20 protein-coding genes are annotated in these 21,123 nt (G+C 36.6%); 12 read left to right on the forward strand and 8 right to left on the reverse strand.

What is annotated here, in order from left to right; translation table 11 throughout:
- Positions 1-8: 8 nt before the first annotated feature.
- Positions 9-1,037, forward strand: a complete 1,029-nt coding sequence (locus CD112_RS05480) for a ferrated catecholamine ABC transporter substrate-binding lipoprotein SstD (protein WP_103363973.1) — start codon at positions 9-11, stop codon at positions 1,035-1,037.
- A 115-nt stretch (positions 1,038-1,152) separates the two neighbouring features.
- Here the strand turns inward: CD112_RS05480 and CD112_RS05485 are convergent, their stop codons facing one another.
- From CD112_RS05485 to CD112_RS05495, 3 genes are all read right to left on the reverse strand, one after another.
- On the reverse strand, positions 1,153-1,479 hold the full coding sequence (locus CD112_RS05485; protein ID WP_103363974.1) for a CHY zinc finger protein: 327 nt from the start codon (positions 1,477-1,479) through the stop codon (positions 1,153-1,155).
- Positions 1,472-2,395 carry a UDP-N-acetylmuramate dehydrogenase gene (gene murB / locus CD112_RS05490; RefSeq protein WP_023015383.1) on the reverse strand — a complete coding sequence of 308 codons (924 nt, stop codon included), beginning with the start codon at positions 2,393-2,395 and terminating at the stop codon, positions 1,472-1,474. The genes CD112_RS05485 and murB overlap by 8 nt, the downstream gene beginning before the upstream one ends.
- A 76-nt stretch (positions 2,396-2,471) precedes the next feature.
- Entirely contained in the window at positions 2,472-2,999 is a 528-nt protein-coding gene (locus CD112_RS05495) for a GrpB family protein (protein ID WP_103363975.1), read from the reverse strand.
- Between the two features lie 107 nt (positions 3,000-3,106).
- On the opposite strand from CD112_RS05495, the gene CD112_RS05500 reads away from it, so the two are divergent.
- From CD112_RS05500 to CD112_RS05510, 3 genes are all read left to right on the forward strand, one after another.
- Complete coding sequence (locus CD112_RS05500; protein WP_002481531.1) at positions 3,107-4,009, forward strand: EMYY motif lipoprotein; 903 nt, start codon at positions 3,107-3,109, stop codon at positions 4,007-4,009.
- A gap of 133 nt (positions 4,010-4,142) precedes the next feature.
- Positions 4,143-4,463, forward strand: a complete 321-nt coding sequence (gene ytxJ / locus CD112_RS05505; RefSeq protein ID WP_002481532.1) for a bacillithiol system redox-active protein YtxJ — start codon at positions 4,143-4,145, stop codon at positions 4,461-4,463.
- Positions 4,464-4,695: 232 nt separating this feature from the next.
- The gene (locus CD112_RS05510; RefSeq protein WP_103363976.1) at positions 4,696-5,835 is read left to right on the forward strand and encodes a glycerate kinase; all 1,140 of its coding nucleotides are present in this window, start codon (positions 4,696-4,698) and stop codon (positions 5,833-5,835) included.
- Between the two features lie 117 nt (positions 5,836-5,952).
- Here the strand turns inward: CD112_RS05510 and pepT are convergent, their stop codons facing one another.
- The 4 genes from pepT to gdpS form a co-directional block, all read right to left on the reverse strand.
- Positions 5,953-7,182: a peptidase T gene (pepT, locus tag CD112_RS05515; protein ID WP_060804128.1), complete on the reverse strand. Its 1,230-nt coding sequence runs from the start codon at positions 7,180-7,182 to the stop codon at positions 5,953-5,955.
- Between the two features lie 14 nt (positions 7,183-7,196).
- Complete coding sequence (locus CD112_RS05520; protein WP_031262607.1) at positions 7,197-7,691, reverse strand: threonine/serine exporter family protein; 495 nt, start codon at positions 7,689-7,691, stop codon at positions 7,197-7,199.
- Positions 7,692-7,712: 21 nt separating this feature from the next.
- Positions 7,713-8,477 (reverse strand): threonine/serine exporter family protein, encoded by a 765-nt coding sequence (locus CD112_RS05525; RefSeq protein ID WP_002481536.1) that lies wholly within the window; start codon positions 8,475-8,477, stop codon positions 7,713-7,715.
- A 162-nt stretch (positions 8,478-8,639) separates the two neighbouring features.
- Positions 8,640-9,704: a GGDEF domain-containing protein GdpS gene (gene gdpS, locus CD112_RS05530; RefSeq protein ID WP_103363977.1), complete on the reverse strand. Its 1,065-nt coding sequence runs from the start codon at positions 9,702-9,704 to the stop codon at positions 8,640-8,642.
- A 243-nt stretch (positions 9,705-9,947) separates the two neighbouring features.
- Here gdpS and CD112_RS05535 point away from each other — a divergent pair, with 243 nt between their 5' ends.
- Positions 9,948-11,009: a glycosyltransferase family 4 protein gene (locus tag CD112_RS05535; protein ID WP_002481538.1), complete on the forward strand. Its 1,062-nt coding sequence runs from the start codon at positions 9,948-9,950 to the stop codon at positions 11,007-11,009.
- A 66-nt stretch (positions 11,010-11,075) separates the two neighbouring features.
- Here CD112_RS05535 and CD112_RS05540 read toward each other — a convergent pair whose 3' ends face one another.
- The gene (locus CD112_RS05540) at positions 11,076-11,717 is read right to left on the reverse strand and encodes a YigZ family protein (RefSeq protein WP_002481539.1); all 642 of its coding nucleotides are present in this window, start codon (positions 11,715-11,717) and stop codon (positions 11,076-11,078) included.
- 157 nt (positions 11,718-11,874) lie between these two features.
- Here CD112_RS05540 and fakB1 point away from each other — a divergent pair, with 157 nt between their 5' ends.
- The 7 genes from fakB1 to CD112_RS05575 all read left to right on the forward strand — a co-directional run bounded on the left by fakB1 (position 11,875) and on the right by CD112_RS05575 (position 20,873).
- Entirely contained in the window at positions 11,875-12,771 is an 897-nt protein-coding gene (fakB1, locus tag CD112_RS05545; RefSeq protein ID WP_002481540.1) for a fatty acid kinase binding subunit FakB1, read from the forward strand.
- Positions 12,772-12,859: 88 nt separating this feature from the next.
- Positions 12,860-14,167, forward strand: coding sequence for a DEAD/DEAH box helicase family protein (locus CD112_RS05550; protein ID WP_103363978.1), 1,308 nt, complete (start codon positions 12,860-12,862; stop codon positions 14,165-14,167).
- Positions 14,154-14,834, forward strand: a complete 681-nt coding sequence (locus tag CD112_RS05555) for a ComF family protein (protein ID WP_103363979.1) — start codon at positions 14,154-14,156, stop codon at positions 14,832-14,834. Before CD112_RS05550 ends, CD112_RS05555 begins: the two co-directional genes overlap by 14 nt.
- A gap of 71 nt (positions 14,835-14,905) precedes the next feature.
- Positions 14,906-15,469 carry a ribosome hibernation-promoting factor, HPF/YfiA family gene (gene hpf, locus CD112_RS05560; RefSeq protein ID WP_002481543.1) on the forward strand — a complete coding sequence of 188 codons (564 nt, stop codon included), beginning with the start codon at positions 14,906-14,908 and terminating at the stop codon, positions 15,467-15,469.
- Positions 15,470-15,806: 337 nt separating this feature from the next.
- A complete protein-coding gene (gene secA / locus CD112_RS05565) occupies positions 15,807-18,335 on the forward strand; it encodes a preprotein translocase subunit SecA (protein WP_023015375.1) in 2,529 nt (842 codons plus the stop codon).
- Positions 18,336-18,492: 157 nt separating this feature from the next.
- Positions 18,493-19,609 (forward strand): peptide chain release factor 2 gene (gene prfB / locus CD112_RS05570; RefSeq protein ID WP_096754524.1). Its coding sequence is split into 2 segments (ribosomal slippage): positions 18,493-18,564 and positions 18,566-19,609, totalling 1,116 coding nucleotides; the frame shifts between segments, so codons are not numbered across the junction.
- A 328-nt stretch (positions 19,610-19,937) separates the two neighbouring features.
- Positions 19,938-20,873, forward strand: a complete 936-nt coding sequence (locus CD112_RS05575; protein WP_002481546.1) for a COG3942 and LysM peptidoglycan-binding domain-containing protein — start codon at positions 19,938-19,940, stop codon at positions 20,871-20,873.
- Positions 20,874-21,123 lie beyond the last annotated feature (250 nt).

Here is a 21,123-nt window from a genome sequence, read left to right on the forward strand (position 1 = left end):
AAAGAAAAATGAAGAAATTAGGCTTATTTATTTTAGTTAGTATTATGTTTTTACTTGCTGCGTGTGGTAATGGCAGTGATTCAAAAGAAAGTTCAGAAAAAGGTTCATCAGATAAAAAGACAGTTAAAATTGAAAATAATTACCAATTAAGAAGTGAAGATCCTAAAGGCGGCGACGAAAAAGGGGTTAAAAATGAAGTTGAAGTACCAGTGAACCCTAAAAATGCTGTCGTTTTAGACTATGGTGCATTAGATACACTTAAAGCTATGGGTGTCGCAGATAAAGTTAAAGCAGTACCTAAAGGTGAAGGCAACAGCACATTACCAGACTTCTTAAAAGAATTTAAAGATGACAAATACATCAACACAGGTTCATTAAAAGAAGTGAACTTCGATAAAATTGCGCAAGCTAAACCAGAAGTTATCTTCATTTCATCACGTACAGCTAACCAAAAGAATTTAGATGAATTCAAAAAAGCAGCACCAGACGCTAAAGTTGTTTATGTAGGTGCTGATGATAAAGACTATGTCAATTCAGTGAAGAAAAATGCTGAAAACTTAGGTGAAATTTACGATAAAGAAGATAAAGCGAAGTCATTAAATAAAGAATTAGACAAAAAAATCGCTGACATGAAAGATAAAACAAAAGATTTTGATAAAAAAGTAATGTACTTATTAGTAAACGAAGGTGAATTATCTACTTTCGGTCCTAAAGAACGTTTCGGCAGCTTAGTTTATAACACATTAGGCTTTAAACCAGCTGACAGCAAAATCAAAGGCAGCTCACATGGTCAAAACGTAACAAACGAATACATCAATGAGAAAAATCCAGATGTGATTTTAGCAATGGACCGTGGTCAAGCTATTGGTAGTAAATCAACTGCGAAACAAGTCTTAGGAAACGATGTAATTAAGAATGTTAAAGCAGTTAAAGACGATGAAATTTATGAACTTGATCCGAAATTATGGTACTTTGCTTCAGGTTCAACAACTACAACAATGAAACAAATTGACGAATTAAAAGAGGTTGTTAAATAATAATTACCGTTTTTAATAGGGGGAAGATGGTAATTAAAAAACCGAGTCGGAATGCAATATATTTCCGGCTCGGTTTTATTTAGTTTAAATTGTCATTAATTTGTATACTGTTACTTTAAACGTCAAAGTATAAAGGATAATGTGCAGCGCATCTTGGATTGAATTGCGCATCACAGTGCGGACAATGATCTGTTTCCATATATTCCTTGATTGACAATGTGGTGTCACATACACCACATAAAATCGCATGTTCATCGAATTCTGATTTTGACCATGGCACAGGTGCATGTTCTTCTGATTCATTATGGCAATGAATACATGCATAGAATTTATTACAGCATTTGAATTTAATGGCGATAACATCAATAGGTGTATGGTAATGCGTACAACGCGTCTCATTGTCTAGACCGATACCATGAACAGTATGATGTTTATTATTCATCTTCTGGATGATCACCAATAACACGTACTTCTGGATGCAATTCGACATCAAATTTTTCTTTAACGACTTGTTGTACATGGTGAATCAAGTCTTCATAATCTGTCGCAGTACCGTTATCAACATTGACCATAAATCCAGCATGTTTCGTTGAAACTTCAACACCGCCGATACGGTGGCCTTGTAAGTCAGAGTCTTGAATTAATTTACCCGCAAAGTGGCCTGGTGGTCTTTGGAAAACACTGCCGCATGAAGGATATTCAAGAGGTTGTTTTGACTCACGACGTTCTGTTAGGTCGTCCATAACGGCTTGGATTTCATCTTGTTTGCCAGGTGTTAAGTTAAATGCAGCTTCTAGCACAACCAAGTGTTGTTTTTGAACAATACTGCTTCGGTAGCCAAGTTCTAATTCATCACGTGTAAGTTGTACAAGTTCACCGCGTTCATTAACACATACCGCGTAATCAATACAATCACGGACTTCGCCGCCATAAGCACCGGCATTCATAAAGACAGCACCGCCAATTGATCCTGGGATACCGCAAGCAAACTCTAAGCCAGTTAAAGATTCATCACGTGCAGTACGGGAGACATCAATAATCGCTGCACCGCTTCCTGCAATTATGACATTATCTTCAACTTTAATATAATCCATAGACAATAGGCTCAATACAATCCCGCGAATACCACCTTCACGAATAATAATATTAGAGCCGTTGCCTAAATAAGTGACAGGAATGTTGTTGATTCTAGCAATGTGATTGATGGCTTGAACTTCTTCAAAAGTTGTCGGACTGAGATAGAAGTCAGCATTTCCTCCTGTTTGCGTATAAGTATAGCGTTTTAATGGTTCATCAACTTTAATAATTTCTTCTGGCAGAACTTTTTTCAGTTCTGTAAGAATGTCATCTTTGTGCAACGATAGAACTCCCTTTCAATTATTTTCACTTTCTTATTATAGCAATGAAACAGGCTTTTTGTGAAATACAATCCGCTTAATTCAACCCGTATCTTCGTGACAACTTTTCAAACAAAGCTGATTTACCTGTTTCATAGTCACGAATAGTCTCTGATTTAGCATGTAAAGCTTGTTTTGCTTCTGCAAATTCTGCTTGTAACTCAGAATTATGGGTTAAAGCCTCTTGCATCGTTAAATAGTGGTCATATTGATCAGATTCAATTTGTAATATGTGCAGACGAACGATTTGTTTAAGTTCTTTCATATTATTGAATTGCGCCATTACTACTTTTTTCTTATAACGGTGGTGCAAGCGATAGAAACCGGCATAATTTAATCGTTTTTCATCTAAAGCTGTAATATCATGTAAATTAGTAACGCCGACTAATAAATCTAAAATCGGTTCTGTTGTATAATTAAAATGTGCAGTACCGCCGATATGGTGGACTGTCTTAACAGGTGTATTAAGTAGACCGAGTAATAAGTCGCTTAACTCTTGAAATTGATTTTGATAATTTTGAAGCGCTTGCCTATCTTTGATTAAGGGCTGCGTTTTAGAATACATATTCAACCGTCCTTTGTAAAAGTTCTAAAAGTATTATATTATGAATTCTGACATACTCAAACATTAATCATGCAAACTATACAGATAAAAAGACAGGAGTGGACAATGTGAAAAAATGGCTTCTCGCAATAACGATTGTTTGTCTAACGCTGTCTCTTGCGGCATGCAATAGTAAAACACAGTCAGATTTAAATCACTTTGAAAAAGCGAAGCATGAAGTGGATAAAGAAGAGAAACATGTTAAACAAGTCATGGATGATATTCATTTAAATCGTTTAAGTGAATTAAGCAAATCAGATTTAACAGATAGAAACAAAACAGACTTTCAACAAATGGAGAAAGATATCGATAAGAAATTAATGCCGGCCTTTAAATCTTATAAAAAAGCCGCAAAACAGCTTCCTGCAGAAACTAAAAAGGTGAAACAATTACGTCACACGTATTTGCATGAGGTAGACCAACAAGAAAAAGCATTAAAAGATATTCGTAGCTTCGTACATTTATGTAATCAATCCATCAAAGCGAATGAAGATATTTTAAATTACACGAGATTATTTGAGAAGAATCGTGCACTTTTAGAGAAGCAAGTAACAGAAGCACGTCAAAATGGTGAAACTGAGAGTATAGATAAATTTACAAGTAAATTAAAACATCATAATAAGGAGTTGCAGAAGATTGCGAAGAAATATTTAGATGCTGACAATCCTCAAAACACTAAAACAGTCATCAAAGAAAAAATTCAACCTTTAATCAGCAAACAAATTGAAGAGTTGAATCAAGCAAGTGTATCAGAAGAAAAGACTGCAAAAGCGCATCAGACCGCAATCGAAATGTATTATAGTCTGCAAAATTATTACGAGACACGACAAAGAACCATTGACATCAGCCGTAAATTGGAGCAATATGATATGAATAAAACTCCTTTAACAGGGAATGAATTAGATAAGTACCACCATCAATTCCGTAATGATTTCAAGGGCTTAAAGAACGATGTACATCAGAATGATTGAAAAAAGCAAGAAAAATATTAGTATTTTGGTTAACATTGAAATATAAAGTGTGTATAATTAGACACATTGAAATAGGAAATGGAATGAATGGGACTATCACTTTAGGTGATAAATATTTTTAGAGGTGAATAGAATGGCTACAAAGCTGACTTCAATTGACCAGTTTAAACAAGTAATTAACGACAACAAATATGTATTTATTATGAAACACAGTAACACTTGCCCAATTTCAGCAAATGCTTACGATCAGTTCAATAAATTCTTATATGAACGTGATATCGATGGGTATTATTTAATTGTGCAAGAACAAAGAGATGTATCTGATTACATTGCAGAACAAACTGGCGTGAAGCATGAATCGCCACAAGCTTTTTATTTTGTTGATGGTGAAGTTAAATGGCATGCAAGTCATGATGACATTAATGTGACTTCACTTGCACAAGCTGAAGAGTAAACTTGCTTGTCAGGGGACACAAGCACTAATAACATAAAGTAAAAAGCGGACTCCATGCTTTTAGACGTTGGACATGAAGGGTATATGTTTCCAACACAATCTGAAAGCTTGGAGTTTTTTTAATTTAAAGCAAAACAAGCATTAGGCGTTACAGTAGGTTTTTTGAAATAAGACCTGTATAATATTTAAGTGAATTGAACAAACATTGGGAAACTTTATTTGAGGTGACAAAATGAGAGTATTAGTCGCAATGGATGAATTTAATGGAATCGTTTCAAGTTATGAGGCGAATCGATATGTAGAAGAAGCGGTCGCTAGTCAAATTGAAGAAGCGGATATTGTCCAAGTGCCGCTGTTCAATGGGCGTCATGAATTGATGGACTCTGTCTTCTTATGGCAGTCTGGCACGAAATATCGTGTGAATGTCCATGATGCAGATATGAAACAAGTTGAAGGTGTTTATGGTAAGACTGAGAGCGGCATGACGATTATTGAAGCGGATTTATTCTTACAAGGGAATCGACCGCTGACAGAGCGTACCAGCTATGGTTTAGGTGAATTGATTGCGGCAGCATTAGATAATGATGCCAAGCATTTAGTGATTTCACTCGGTAATATCGCAAGTTTTGACGGCGGTGCTGGTATGCTGCAAGCGTTAGGTGCCAAATATTACAACGATGAAGGTGAACCTGTCGATGCGAAAGAAGGCGTAGGCGTATTAAAATACATTCGTCGTGTAGATTTCTCAGGCCTTGACCAACGATTAAAAGAAACGCGTATCCAACTCGTCTCTGACTTTGCCAGCAAGATGTATGGTAAAGAAAGTGAAATCATGCAAGTTTATAAATTGTTAGAGATTTCTAGAGAAGAAGCTGCGACAATTGATAATTTAGTTTGGTATTTCAGCGAAATCTTAAAAAATGAAACACGTACGGTGACAAGTACAGTAGAACGCGGTGGTACAGGTGGCGGTATTGCGGCTGTCTTAGCTGCACTTTATAACGCAGAAGTTTTAACAAGTCATAGCTTAGTGGATCAAATTACGCACTTAGAAAACTTGATTGAACAAGCAGATTTAATTATGTTCGGTGAAGGTATCAATGAACAAGATCATTTATTAGAAACAACATCATTAAGAATTGCAGAGCTTGCGACAAAATATCATAAGCCTTGCATTGCGATTAATGCGACAGCAGATAAATTCGATCGTTATGAAGCGTTAGGTGTTACTGGTATGTTCAACTTATTTATGACAATGCCGAAGCGCTATACAAGTTTTGAAGCCGGTTTACAAATCCGCTTCTACGCTGTCCAAGCTTTAAAGCTCCTAACAACAACATTCAATACGCAAAAATCACAAACAAAAGCATAATCAACTAATAATCTTAAATGCATAATCAAAAATGGCTGAACCCTTTGTAATTTAGGTTCAGCCATTTTTATATTTATACGTACATAGTGACGTCTCTTTAGTAACGTTAAAGTTGTATTATGCTTCGGTATTGCCTACTTCTTCTGCGATACCTACAATCACTTGTACTGCTTTTTCCATGACATCGATAGAAGCGTATTCGAATGGACCATGGAAGTTATCGCAACCTGTGAAGATGTTTGGTGTCGGTAGGCCCATAAATGATAGTTGTGAGCCGTCTGTACCACCACGAATCGGTTCGGTATTAGGTTCAATACCTAATTGTTTGAAGACACGTTTTGGAATCTCGATGACTTCAGGTACTTCATTGATTTTTTCAGCCATATTGAAGTATTGGTCATGGACTTCTACTTCAACTGGATTATTTGAATAATCTGCGTTAATTTCATTTTTAATATCTTCAAGCAATGCTTTACGTGCTTCAAAGCGATTGCGGTCGTGATCACGTACGATATATTTCAATTGAGCTTTTTCAGTTGTACCATTGAAGTTCATCAAGTGGAAGAAACCTTCATAGCCTTCTGTTTCTTCTGGCACTTCATCTTGTGGTAATTGACTATCGAAGCGTTCGCCTAATTTAATCGCATTAACCATGACATCTTTCGCAGAACCTGGATGTACATTGACACCATGACAAGTAATCGTTGCTTCAGCTGCGTTAAAGCTCTCAAATTGTAATTCGCCATATTGACTGCCGTCCATTGTATAGGCAAAGTCAGCCCCGAAACGAGCTACATCGAATTTATGCGGTCCACGTCCGATTTCTTCATCTGGCGTAAATGCGACACGGATACGTCCGTGTTTCACTTCTGGATGTTCAACTAAATAGTTTAAAGCAGTCATAATTTCAGCAACACCCGCTTTATCGTCTGCGCCAAGTAATGATGTACCGTCTGTAATCATTAAAGTGTGGCCTTCTACTGATTTTAAAGCAGGGAAGACAGTTTGGTTTAATTCGCGGTCCGTATCGCCGAGTTGAATTGGCTTGCCGTCGTAGTTTTCAATAATTTGCGGCTTAACATTTGTCGCATTAAAGTCTGGTGAAGTATCAACGTGTGCTAAAAAGCCTACAGTCGGTACTTCTTTTGCGATATTGCTCTCTAATGTCGCAAATAAATAGCCATTATCATCTAAGTCTGTATCTAAACCAAGATTTTCTAATTCTTGTTTTAACACATTTAACAAATCCCATTGTTTCTCAGTTGATGGTGTTGCTTCTGAGTCTGGATTAGATTGTGTATCAATCTCCGCATAACGTTTCAGTCTGTCGATTAATTGTTCTTTCACTTGATATGCACCCCTTAACCTCTATTATTCATGTTAAATTGTTTCCTATAGGATTTACCTTTCATTTTACCATAGTTGATTCTAATACGATTATAAATATGGTAACTGATTTCTGCACATAATATACCAAAAGCAATGGCACCTGAAATCAAGGTAACCTCTAAAAAGGTGTTGACTGCATGGGTATATTGATTTGTGACTAGGAAACGTGTGGCTTCATACGCAGCGCCCCCAGGTACAAGGGGAATGATACCTGGCACAATAAAGATAATGACAGGTTGGAAATAACGTTTTGCCATCGCATGACTCATAATTGCTAAGATAAAGCTGCCTAGGAAAGAAGCAGCCACTTTACCTGAGTTCAAATCCATCGAAATGATGTAGATGGTCCATCCCATTGCGCCTACATAACCGCATGCCGGCAATTGTTTACGCGGCGCGTTGAATAGGATTGAAAATAGCAATGTAGAACAAAAGCTGATAACAAAGTGAAATAAATAATGTAAGATCAATTCTGTAACACGCCTTTCTTAAAAGAAGAGTAAAATAATCGCAACACCGGCACCGATCGCAAAGGCAGTCAATGCAGCTTCCATACCGCGTGACATCCCAGCAAGCAATTCACCGGCCATTAAATCTCTGATTGCATTAGTGATTAAAATACCTGGTACTAAGACCATGACCCCTGAAATGGTAATAATATCTTGGTTGATGGATAGTCCGAGTTTATGACTGATGGCGGCGACACTAATGACAACAATGGCACTGATAAACTCAGAAAAGAATTTGATTTGAATAAAACGTTGAACGAAATCGAATGTTAAGAAAGCACCTGCACCCGCCAAAATGGCAAAAATGGAATCTTGTGCAACGCCTCCAAACATAAATAAGAAAAATCCACAGGCAATAGAAGCGGCTAAAAATTTAGTTAAATATGAATATTGCAGTGAAGCATGTTCTAAATGAATCAATTCTGATTTTGCTTCATCAATCGTTAGTTCATTTTTAGCGATTTTACGTGAAATATTATTGGCTAGGGCAATTTTTTCTAAGTCCGTTGTTCTATCACGCACACGAATCAATCGTGTGTTCGTTCGGTCGTTTAATGAGAATATAATCGCAGTATTCGACACGAAACTGTTGGTATTATCTAAACCAAAACTATAAGCGATGCGAGACATCGTATCTTCAACACGATATGTTTCTGCGCCGCTTTCAAGTAATATCTTTCCTGCAGTGAGTACAACGTCTATCACTTTGTTCTCATCTATTATGGTAATTGCTTCTTCAGGCACCTTTTTGCGCTCCTTCTCGTTTGATTTTGTTGACACTTGAAAGTTTACAGGGAACAGTAAAAAGTTGCAATAGAACATCGATGATTGCAATAGAAATGAAAAAAAGAGACAAGAACCGTAATAGATTCTTGTCTCAATATGTCATTTTTTGAAACAAATGGTTTATTTAACAATTGGGTTAAACATCACTTGGTTACGCCCTTCATTTTTAGCCATATGCAACATATCATCTGCATCTTTAAAGACTTTACGTTGTGATTTGTAATCGTCTGCGGTTAAATAACCGATACCGATAGATACAGAGAGTTTGATGACTTCTTTATTCGGCAAGTGGAATGTTGATTGTTCCACGCCTGCACGAATACTTTCAGCCAGTTTTACACTTTGGTCAAGTGAATAACCAAGCAGTACTACTGAGAATTCTTCGCCGCCGTTTCTGAATATTTTCATGTTCGGTGGCACATAGTTGATTAATAGTTGTGAGATTTGTTTTAAGACTGCATCTCCTGAACGGTGCGTAAAGGCATCGTTTACATCTTTGAAGCCGTCGATATCAATTAAAAGTAAACCTAAACTTGTATTTTTATCATCTGCTTTGTCTGTCATTTTATTTAAATGACGATCAAATTCTTTTACATTGCCAAGTCCAGTTAAATAATCATAACGTTCTTCGTTTTCATATCGTTGGACAAGTGTAAAGAAACGCCAAATATCTACAAAGATAATGGAAGATGCGATAGTAACGATAAATGATATCGGAATTAAGTATATAATTTCTTGTAATGTATAGAAGTGCGTAATCATTGAAACGACACTTAAGATAACTAAACTTACGACGTTCAAGATTTGAAGAGACACAATATCATTTTGTTTGATAAAGGGTCCGATGATGCTTACAGCTAAGGCGATAATTAATAAAGCAATATTATATGCCAAAGGATCGCCGTAAACGAAAACATCTACGACAAAAATAATAGCTGCAGCCACCATAGTAAAGAAGACGTTTGTATAACGTCCTAAGAATAAGAGTGGCACAAATGTTAAATAAAGTAAATAATTATGAACTGGTATCGGATAGCCCGCAAGTAAAAGTGCGACGACAGTCATAAGAATCGTGACATAAGTTTGTGAAAACTTCATTTGTTTCGTTTCTGAATATTGCAGTCTATGAAAGAGATAGATACCTGCAACAGTCACCGAAGTATTGTAAATGATAGCTTCAATCATAATTGATCTGCTCCTTTGTATAACCACTTAGTTATTGTAAGTGAAAATATACATTTTGTCATCTGAAACATTGATAACTGTTATTATAATCTACTACAATAATCAATAATTCGTGTTAAAATAGATTATTGATATTGTATACATATGAGTATTGAAGGGAGGTTCCCTTGTCAAAAGGCAGATAACAGCGTGTTCTCTTTAAGTATGACATAGATTGAACAGTATTTTGGCAATGGATATAAAATGATAACACTTTTACTGATATTAGTTACCATGGCGGTAAGTGTGATTTTGACGCCGATTGTGATTAAAATATCCAAAAAGCTGGATATTATGGATAAGCCGAATTATCGAAAAGTGCACACGAAACCTGTTTCTGTACTAGGGGGAACGGTGATACTCTTTGCGTTTATTTTAGGAATTTGGATTGGTCATCCTATTGAACGTGAAATTATTCCTTTAATTCTTGGAACGATGATTATGTATTTTGTCGGTTTGATTGATGATGTGCATGACTTAAAACCGTTGTACAAACTTGCAGGCCAGATTTTAGCTGCACTAGTGGTAGTGTATCACGGTGTCACAATTGACTTCATTCAATTGCCGTTCGTTCCAGGCACGATTCAGTTCGGTATTTTAAGTATTCCGATTACTGTTTTTTGGATTATTGCGATTACCAATGCGATTAATTTAATCGATGGGCTAGATGGTTTAGCCGCAGGGGTTTCAACTATCGCATTTATGACGATTGGCTTTATTGCGATATTACAAGCGGATATTTTTATCATGATGATTTGTTCAGTCATGATTGGTTCGTTGCTCGGCTTTTTATTTTATAATTCACATCCCGCAAAGATTTTCTTAGGAGACAGCGGCTCACTACAACTCGGCTTTATTATTAGCTTTGTTTCTTTACTCGGGTTCAAAAATATTACTTTCTTCTCGTTACTGTTCCCGATGGTGATTTTAGCCGTACCGTTTATCGATACATTATTTGCGATGATCAGAAGAGCGAAAAAGGGACAACGTATTATGCAGCCGGATAAATCGCATTTACATCACAAGTTATTAAAACTTGGTTATACACACCGTCAAACCGTGTTTTTAATTTATTCGATTGCGATTATGTTCAGTATCTCAAGTGTTATTTTATACTTATCACAACCATGGGGCGTTGTGATGATGTTGATCCTAATTCTAGTCACGATTGAATTGATTGTAGAATTTACAGGATTAATTGATGACAATTATCGTCCGTTACTGAGTATGCTTGAGAAACGTGGCAGCAGACACGACAAAGAATAATATGTAAAATCACATAAAAATAACCGCTTGAGTTTCGTCTTGTGAAATTCAAGCGGTTTTTTATATCTAATTTGTTTCAATATCGAAAGGCAGGCGCGTTACTTGTTCTTCATCTAATTCGAATGTACCTGCAGTAATTCGATTTAAAAAGTTGATAAAGTCTTCGTAATCATCTTCTAATACATCGATACGGTAACTCACTTTATCTGTATACATCGTATCTCTTAAAATGAAGTTTGTTGATTGCAGTTCGTATTCGAATTTACCTGTCTGTTCATAACTGATTGTAACTGTAGTGGGTATCGCATTACGTAATTCAACACGTCCGCCTTCTTTGATCGCATCACGAACGGCGCCACTGTACGCTCTGATTAAGCCGCCTGTACCAAGTTTGATGCCGCCGAAGTAACGTGTCACTACAGCTGCAGTATTATGTGTCTCAAGTTTTTTTAGAATTTCTAACATTGGTACGCCAGCTGTACCACTTGGTTCTCCATCGTCATTTGCTTTTTGAATCAACATACTATCGCCGATGGTATACGCTGAACAGTTATGTGTGGCATCGCGATGTTCTTTTTTAACTTCATCAATAAAAGCTTTTGCCTCATCTTCACTTTCTACTGGCTTAATATGAGCGATAAAACGTGACTTGTTAATCACGTTTTCAATCACGTATTCTTGTTTAATCGTAATAATATGATTCTCCATTTTATGACATCCTTTAACTAGTTCCTATGACAATAGAATTGCTTGTCTTTGCTTCTATTATACATGCTCCGGATATTTTTTCTAAATGGAAGAATCAATTTTCTTTTTTAATAAAATAGGGTATGATTGACAATGAGTATATTTGAGGAGGAAAATCATGAAGATTGCTGTAATGACGGATTCTACAACATCATTAACACAAGCTTTATTAGATGAATATGATATTTCGGTTGTGCCATTAAGTGTGATATTTGAAAATGGAGATTCCTTTATTGAAAGAGAGGATATTCAACCAAGTGAATTATATCAGCGTATGCGTTCAGAAACGCAAATTCCGACAACAAGTCAGCCCGCTATTGGTAAAGTCGTAGAAGAATATGAGAAACTCAAAGATGAAGGATATACAGATGTTATCGGTTTATTCTTATCAGCAGGTATCAGTGGTACATACCAATCAGCAACACAAGCTGGCGAAATGGTCGAAGGCATTAACGTGCACACATTCGATTCAAAATTATCAGGTATGATTTTAGGCGGATATGTGGTTTATGCTGCTGAACGCGTAAGAGAAGGTGCATCTCCAGAAACAATCATCGATGAATTATTAGAGATGCGTGAACATACAGGGGCAGAAGTTGTTGTAGATGACTTAAAGAACTTACAAAAGAGCGGCCGTATTACAGGTGCACAAGCGTTTATCGGTACATTGTTAAAAATGAAACCTGTCTTAAAATTCGAGGATGGCGTGATTGTACCATTAGATAAAGTGCGTACGAAAAAACGTGCTGTCAAACGCATTGAAGACGGTGTGTTAGAAAAAGTGAAAGATTATGATGAGGTTACACTCTATGTCGTTAATGGTGATTCAAGAGAAGATGGCTTGAAACTTTATGAGAATTTGAAAAAACGTTGCCCTGATCATTATGTGATCAACTATTCGGATTTCAGTCCGGTTATCGCATCCCATTTAGGTGTCGGCAGTGTCGCATTAGGTTTCACTAATAAACGTATTCCATCTTTAGAAAATCGTCCAGAGGACTATGTAGAACAATAATAAATTTAAATACAATTTTTCGGGCAAATGAAGTCCACTGTCTCAGACAGTGACTTGATTTGTCTTTTTTTATTTAGGAGGGATTATACTGACAACAATTAAGCATTATGGAAAGTTAGTCAGAAGTACGAAACATCTGACTGATGAAACGATTATCTATCAAGGACCAGGTGTGATACAAAATGGCAAAGGAAAATGGTATTGTCAGCAATGTGGAACACCTCATCAAGACGAGTATTATACGTATCATTCAAAAATTCACGATCAACCGATAACTTATTGTCGAAGTTGTTTATCACTCGGTCGTATGGATAGCTTTAAGCCAATATATATTACCAAAACTGCACATCAAATAAGCTTAGGGGAATATCATTTGGACTTTGAACTGTCTGAACAACAAGCCTATGCTTCCTCACATATTATTCGAGCGATTCAACAGCAGGAAAATTTATTACTATATGCGGTAACAGGTGCAGGAAAAACAGAAATGATGTTTGCGGGAATTCAACATGCCAGACAACAAGGTATGAATGTGGCGATTGTATCACCGCGTGTCGATGTGGTCATTGAAATCAGCAAGCGTATTATCGAATCGTTTAAAGGTGAACATATAGACGTCTTGTACCAAGGACAAAGCCAGACGTATCAAGGCCATTTTGTCATTGCGACGGTGCATCAATTATATCGCTTTAAACAACACTTTGATGTGATATATATTGATGAGGTTGATGCATTTCCGCTTGCGATGGATCCTTTATTGATGCAGACACTCATTCAAGCTTCAGCTTCTGCTTATAGTCATATTTATATGACAGCTACGCCTTCCTCACGTTTATTAAAACAATTCAAAAAAGAGAATATCATTACATTACCAGCGCGATATCATCGTAAACCGCTTCCCGTCCCCAAATTCCACTACTTCAAATTCAAACCGAAACGCATGCAGCGCTATTTACTCGAACTTCTTCGAAAACAACTTGAAAACCAACGCGTCACTTTAGTCTTCTTTAATCAAATTGAAGTGATGGAACAAGCCTTGGTACACTATCAAAAATATTTCAAAGACTCGGTGGCAGTTCATAGTGAAGATGCTTTACGTTTTGAGAAAGTAGAAGCTTTAAGAGCAGGTAAACATCCGATTATCTTCACGACCACGATTTTAGAACGGGGTTTCACGATGGCACATTTAGATGTCATTGTCATCGACAGCCAAAGTTTCCAAACTGCAGCTTTAGTTCAAATTGCAGGACGTACAGGACGTAAATTACAAGATACCAGCGGCTTAGTTTTGTTTTTGCATAATGGGGTCACCTTATCTATGGTGCAAGCTAAACGCCAAATTAAACAATTGAATCAATTAGGGTTACAAAAGGGGTGGTTGGATGCCGAAATGTAAACTATGCTTAACTCTATTTTCGGAACCTTTAACTGCCGCGAATTTTTATAAATCACCTGAAATTCTGTGTGAACATTGTCGACAGGCATTCGAAACATGTCGTCTAGAAAAAGTGAAACGCTGTCCGCGTTGTTTAAAACCGTTAGACGAAAGTGAAGAAGCTTGTTTAGATTGTCAGTTTTTAGCTCGCAAATTCAACTTAATGCATCAACTTTATTGTGATTACCGTTATACAGGGAAAGTACGCGAGACGATTCATCAATATAAAATTGCTGGAGATACGGCATTATGTGAAGTCATCGCAAACCTTATTCGATTGCCGAAGCAACAGTATGACTATATCATTCCGATTCCTTCACCAATCGTTAGGGATCAACAAAGAACATTTAATCCAGTAGAAATGGTTTTAACAGCAAAAGGGGTTAAGTATCATCTGATACTGCAAACAGACGTTAGACCGAAACAATCCACTTTGAATAAAGCGATGCGTGCCAAAGCTCCCAATCCATTTTATATTAATCCTGCATTTCAAGATGTAGATTTACAAAATAAGCGCATTTTACTCGTAGATGATATTTATACAACAGGGCTAACGGCCCATCATGCGATTGAAGCTTTATTTATCAGAAAAGTTGGAAAAATAGATGTATTTGCTTTTGCTAGATAGTTGAAACATGTTATTATAAAGGTGAGCATTACCAATCAAAACATATATAGAGGTTAAAGGAGTCGATCACTATGATTAGATTTGAAATTCATGGAGACAACCTCACTATTACAGACGCAATTCGTAATTACATTGAGGACAAAGTTGGTAAACTAGAACGTTACTTTACAAATGTGCCGAACGTTGATGCACATGTTAAAGTAAAAACTTACGCCAATTCAAGCACTAAAATTGAAGTGACAATTCCGCTTAAAGACGTGACACTTCGTGCAGAAGAAAGAAACGACGATTTATATGCGGGCATTGATTTAATCACTAACAAATTAGAACGTCAAGTGCGTAAGTACAAAACACGCGTTAATCGTAAAAAACGTAAAGAGAATGAGAAAGAACCATTCCCATCAATCCCAGCAGCTACACCAGAAACTGCTGATCAAGATAACAATGATGAAATCGAAATCATTCGTTCTAAACAATTCAGCTTAAAACCGATGGATTCTGAAGAAGCCGTATTACAAATGGACTTATTAGGTCATGACTTCTTCATCTTTACAGACCGTGATACAGATGGTACAAGCATCGTTTATCGCAGAAAAGATGGAAAATACGGTTTAATTGAAACAGTTGAAAATTAATAATTAATGTCTCATGAGAGGCTCGCAGCTGTGAGGTTGCGAGTCTCTTTTTTAATGACTACTAATTTCAAAGATTAAGTTTGTATTAATAAGATTGTATTTGATTGATTTCAGTAAGTTGAACGTGTCAAAATATAGAGGATATGTTTGAAACGTGTAATGCACCAACAACACAAATAGAAACTTTGGATTAAGTGAAGAAAATCATAAGCACTGATACTTATAAATAAAGAGTTATCAACTATTAGAATGAGTATATAAGTGTAACTTTTACGATATAAATGGTAAGATGAATTGTTGTAAGCCAAACAGTTTTTATACCAAAGGAGCGAACAGAATGGGTTTTTTATCAAAAATTGTTGACGGCAATAAGAGAGAAATTAAACGCCTAGGTAAGCAAGCGGACAAAGTACTCGCATTGGAAGAGGAAATGTCGATTCTTACTGATGAAGAAATTAGAAATAAAACACAAGAACTTAAAGAACGAGTTCAAGCTGAAGAAGATGTAGTTAAACAAGATAAAATATTAGACGAAATCCTTCCTGAAGCCTTTGCTTTAGTAAGAGAAGGGGCTAAACGTGTGTTCAATATGTCACCTTACCGTGTCCAAGTTATGGGTGGTATCGCGATTCATAACGGTGACATTTCAGAAATGAGAACCGGTGAAGGTAAAACGTTGACAGCGACAATGCCGACGTATTTGAACGCTTTAGCAGGTCGCGGTGTACACGTTATTACAGTCAACGAATATTTAGCAAGTGTACAAAGTGAAGAAATGGCTGAGTTATATAACTTCTTAGGTTTATCTGTAGGATTAAACTTAAACAGTTTATCAACAGAGGAGAAACGCCAAGCCTATAATGAAGATATCACGTACAGTACTAACAACGAACTTGGTTTCGATTACTTACGTGACAACATGGTGAATTATGCAGAAGAACGTGTTATGCGTCCGCTTCACTTCGCCATCATTGATGAGGTCGACTCTATCTTAATCGACGAAGCACGTACACCTTTAATTATTTCTGGTGAAGCAGAAAAATCAACATCACTTTACACACAAGCGAACGTATTTGCGAAAATGTTGAAAGCTGAAGATGATTATAACTATGATGAGAAAACAAAATCTGTTCAATTAACAGATCAAGGTGCAGATAAAGCTGAACGTATGTTTAAACTGGATAACTTATATGATTTAAACAACGTAGATATTATTACACATATCAATACAGCATTACGTGCCAACTATACACTACAACGTGATGTCGACTACATGGTGACAGATGGTGAAGTATTAATCGTTGACCAATTTACAGGTCGTACAATGCCAGGTCGTCGTTTCTCAGAAGGGTTGCACCAAGCGATTGAAGCAAAAGAAGGCGTGCAAATCCAAAATGAATCTAAGACAATGGCATCGATTACGTTCCAAAACTTCTTCCGTATGTACAACAAATTATCTGGTATGACAGGTACAGCGAAAACTGAGGAAGAAGAGTTCCGTAATATCTATAATATGACAGTTACGCAAATTCCGACGAACCGTCCTGTACAACGTATCGACAAACCTGATTTAATTTATATTAGTCAAAAAGGTAAATTCGACGCGGTGGTTGAAGATGTTGTAGAAAAACATAAAAAAGGTCAACCGATTCTTTTAGGTACAGTAGCGGTTGAAACCAGTGAATATATTTCTAAGTTATTGAAAAAACGCGGCGTACGTCATGACGTCTTAAACGCGAAAAACCATGAGCGTGAAGCAGAAATCGTTTCTACTGCAGGTCAAAAAGGTGCTGTAACGATTGCGACAAACATGGCCGGTCGTGGTACAGATATCAAACTTGGCGAAGGTGTCGAAGAACTGGGCGGTTTAGCAGTTATCGGTACAGAACGTCATGAATCACGTCGTATCGATGACCAATTACGTGGTCGTTCTGGTCGTCAAGGTGACAGAGGTGAAAGTCGTTTCTACTTATCACTTCAAGACGAATTAATGGTACGTTTCGGTTCAGAACGTCTTCAAAATATGATGGGCCGTTTAGGTATGGATGATTCTACACCGATTGAATCTAAAATGGTTTCTCGTGCTGTAGAGTCTGCACAAAAACGTGTAGAAGGTAATAACTTCGATGCGCGTAAACGTATCCTTGAATATGACGAAGTATTACGTAAGCAACGTGAAATTATTTACGGTGAACGTAACAGCATTATCGATAATGAAGAAAGTTCTGATCTTGTAAAAACAATGATGCGTTCAACACTAGATCGCGCCATCGGTTATTATGTAAATGATGACTTAGATGAAGTAGATTACGATCCGTTCATTAATTATGTAGAAGATGTCTTCTTACATGAAGGTGAATTAGATATCTCTGAAATCAAAGGTAAAGATAGAGAAGATATCTTTGATACAGTATGGGAAAAAGTTGAAGCTGCTTATGAAAAACAAAAAGCTAATATTCCTGAGCAATTTAATGAGTTCGAACGTATGATTTTATTACGTTCTATCGATAGTCGTTGGACAGACCATATCGATACGATGGACCAATTACGTCAAGGTATTCATTTACGCTCATACGGACAACAAAACCCACTTCGTGATTATCAAAATGAAGGACATCAACTGTTCGATAATATGATGATGAATATCGAAGAAGATGTCAGCAAATATATCCTTAAGTCTGTCATCACAGTAGAAGATGATGTGGAACGTGATAAAGCAAAGGAGTATAAAGGGCAGCATGTCTCAGCTGAAGACGGTAAAGAGAAAGTCAAAGCGAAACCGATTGTGAAAGGCGACCAAGTCGGCCGTAACGATCCCTGCCCATGCGGAAGCGGCAAGAAATACAAAAACTGCTGCGGCAAATAGTATGCATTTCTAAGAACCATTGCGTATTGTAAGGAAGAAAATTTGTTCTTCCTTACAGGCAGTCGGTTCTTTTTTCATACAAGCATATCTCTAAGTTATGCTAAAATAGGAAAAGTATAGAACAAACTAATCAATCAATGTACAGGAGAGAAAAAAGATGGAACTATCTGAAATTAAGCGTAATATCGCGAACTATAGTGAAAAATTAGAACAACTTAGGGGGTCTCTTTGACTTAGAAGAAAAAGAGACAAACATCCAAGAATATGAAGAAATGATGACAGAACCGACATTCTGGGATGATCAAAATAAAGCGCAAGAAATTATCGATAAAAATAATGCGTTAAAGTCAGTAGTGCAAGGCTATCGTGATTTAGAAGCAGAAATCGAAGATATGAACGCGACGCACGAATTACTGCAAGAAGAATATGATGAAGATTTAAAAGCAGACTTAGAAGAAGAAACTGTAAACTTTAAAAGTAAATTAGACGAATTTGAATTACAGTTATTATTAAATGGACCTTATGATGATAACAATGCAATCTTAGAATTGCATCCAGGTGCCGGCGGTACAGAATCACAAGACTGGGCGAGCATGTTGCTTCGTATGTATCAACGCTATGCTGAAGATAAAAACTTTAAAGTAGAAGTAGCAGATTATTTACCTGGTGATGAAGCGGGCGTTAAAAGTGTGACATTGTTAATCAAAGGTCATAATGCGTATGGCTATTTAAAAGCTGAAAAAGGTGTGCATCGTTTAGTACGTATTTCACCGTTCGACTCATCAGGCAGACGTCATACGTCATTCGTTTCTTGTGATGTCATCCCTGAATTCAATAATAATGAAATCGAAATCGATATTAACCCGGATGATATTACAGTCGATACGTTCAGAGCATCAGGTGCCGGTGGTCAGCACATCAACAAAACAGAGTCTGCCATCCGTATTACCCACCATCCAACAGGTATTGTAGTAAATAACCAAAACGAACGTTCACAAATTAAGAACCGTGAAGCGGCTATGAAAATGTTGAAATCTAAATTGTATCAATTGAAATTAGAAGAACAAGAAAAAGAAATGGCTGAAATCCGAGGCGAACAAAAAGACATCGGCTGGGGCAGTCAGATTCGTTCTTATGTTTTCCATCCATATTCAATGGTGAAAGATCACCGTACGAATGAAGAAACAGGTAACGTTAACGCAGTAATGGATGGAGAAATAGGACCATTCATTGAAGCGTACTTACGTACACAAATGGATAACCGTGACGCGTAATGTCACAAATCAAGACCAGAGTATAATATACTTTGGTCTTTTATTTTTTATCAAACAAAAAACATTATTGATAAAAGTAAATTTAGATGTTAAATGCATGAGTTAATATTACTGTTATGTTACAAAGAATCCTATTAAAAAGGTTAATAAGCGTACTAGTGCCAATGATTTAGTTTAATTGACAGAAAGTTTCTTTGATTTAGAGATTAAACGATAGTATAACGTTTATATTACAACTCTATAACATTCCACCTAGAGCGGAAGGGTTGTGCTATATTGGATTTATCAATTAATGATTAAAAAATGACAGCAAAGGATGAAATAATAAATGAAGAAAGCTTTATTACTATCAGCATCATCATTAACTCTATTAACAGCATTGAATGGTGTTGCATCTGCAGAACAAACGCATGTAGTTAAAGAAGATGCTAAGTTAAGCGAAGTTGCAGCTTTGTTTGCCACTACTACTGATGAAATTAAATCACTTAATAAATTAAGCCAAGACGAAGTTAAAAAAGACACTGCTTTAGTATTACCTGACACAGACGTTGTAGAAGTTAAAGCAGGAGACACTTTAAAATCAATCGCAGCAGCACATAAAATCTCTTTAGATCAATTATACAAATTAAACCCAGGCGTGACACACATCATTTTACCTGGCGATATTTTAGCAGTTTCTGACAAAGGTGCAGCGCATTTAGAAGCGTTACATACTGGTAAAGCTGTACCACAAACAGAACAAAAATCTGGTCAAGCAACAGCAAACTATGATGCACCAGCACACACAACATCAGCTCCTGTAAACTATACTGCTGATGCAGCTTATAACACAAGCTACACTAGTTATGAAGCACCATCTTATAACTATTCACAATCATATAGTGCACCAACAACTTCTTATAGTGCACCTTCATATCAAACAAGTGCACCATCTTATTATTCAGGTGCAAACCTTTACACTGCAGGTCAATGTACTTCATACGCATTCGATCGCGCAGGCGGTAAAGTAGGTTCAACTTGGGGTAACGCAAATAACTGGGCAAACGCAGCGGCAGCAGCGGGACACACAGTAAACAATATTCCAGCAGCAGGTTCAATCATGCAATCTTCAGCAGGTGCATACGGTCACGTAGCATATGTTGAAGGTGTTAACAGCGACGGTTCAGTTCGTGTATCTGAAATGAACTACGGCTATGGTCCAGGTGTCGTAACTTCACGTACGATTTCAGCTGGTCAAGCAAGCGGTTATAACTTCATTCACTAATTAAAAAATGATTCGCACTGTTCTCTATTAAGAGGATGGTGCTTTTTTTATTGGTACAAGTTAAATGTAAAGGTTAAGTAAATCGGAAATAAATGCTTTAAATTACAGAAAGAAAAATGGTAAAGTTAAAGCAACTTCAGACATTGTGTGAAGGAAAACCACATATATTATTATAAAGTTCATAAATATAAACTCTTTATTCGTTATATTTCCGCTAGTAAAAGAAAAGTGTTTTAATAAAATTGAAAGT

The organism is Staphylococcus simulans, from assembly GCF_002902285.1.
GTDB lineage: Bacteria > Bacillota > Bacilli > Staphylococcales > Staphylococcaceae > Staphylococcus > Staphylococcus simulans.

Coding starts and splice junctions, on each gene's coding strand:
- CD112_RS05480 (WP_103363973.1), top strand. CDS start 9: ATGAAGAAATTAGGCTTATTTATTTTAGTTAGTATTATGTTTTTACTT.
- CD112_RS05485 (WP_103363974.1), bottom strand. CDS start 1,479: ATGAATAATAAACATCATACTGTTCATGGTATCGGTCTAGACAATGAG.
- CD112_RS05495 (WP_103363975.1), bottom strand. CDS start 2,999: ATGTATTCTAAAACGCAGCCCTTAATCAAAGATAGGCAAGCGCTTCAA.
- ytxJ (WP_002481532.1), top strand. CDS start 4,143: ATGGCTACAAAGCTGACTTCAATTGACCAGTTTAAACAAGTAATTAAC.
- CD112_RS05510 (WP_103363976.1), top strand. CDS start 4,696: ATGAGAGTATTAGTCGCAATGGATGAATTTAATGGAATCGTTTCAAGT.
- gdpS (WP_103363977.1), bottom strand. CDS start 9,704: ATGATTGAAGCTATCATTTACAATACTTCGGTGACTGTTGCAGGTATC.
- CD112_RS05535 (WP_002481538.1), top strand. CDS start 9,948: ATGATAACACTTTTACTGATATTAGTTACCATGGCGGTAAGTGTGATT.
- CD112_RS05540 (WP_002481539.1), bottom strand. CDS start 11,717: ATGGAGAATCATATTATTACGATTAAACAAGAATACGTGATTGAAAAC.
- fakB1 (WP_002481540.1), top strand. CDS start 11,875: ATGAAGATTGCTGTAATGACGGATTCTACAACATCATTAACACAAGCT.
- CD112_RS05555 (WP_103363979.1), top strand. CDS start 14,154: ATGCCGAAATGTAAACTATGCTTAACTCTATTTTCGGAACCTTTAACT.
- hpf (WP_002481543.1), top strand. CDS start 14,906: ATGATTAGATTTGAAATTCATGGAGACAACCTCACTATTACAGACGCA.
- secA (WP_023015375.1), top strand. CDS start 15,807: ATGGGTTTTTTATCAAAAATTGTTGACGGCAATAAGAGAGAAATTAAA.
- CD112_RS05575 (WP_002481546.1), top strand. CDS start 19,938: ATGAAGAAAGCTTTATTACTATCAGCATCATCATTAACTCTATTAACA.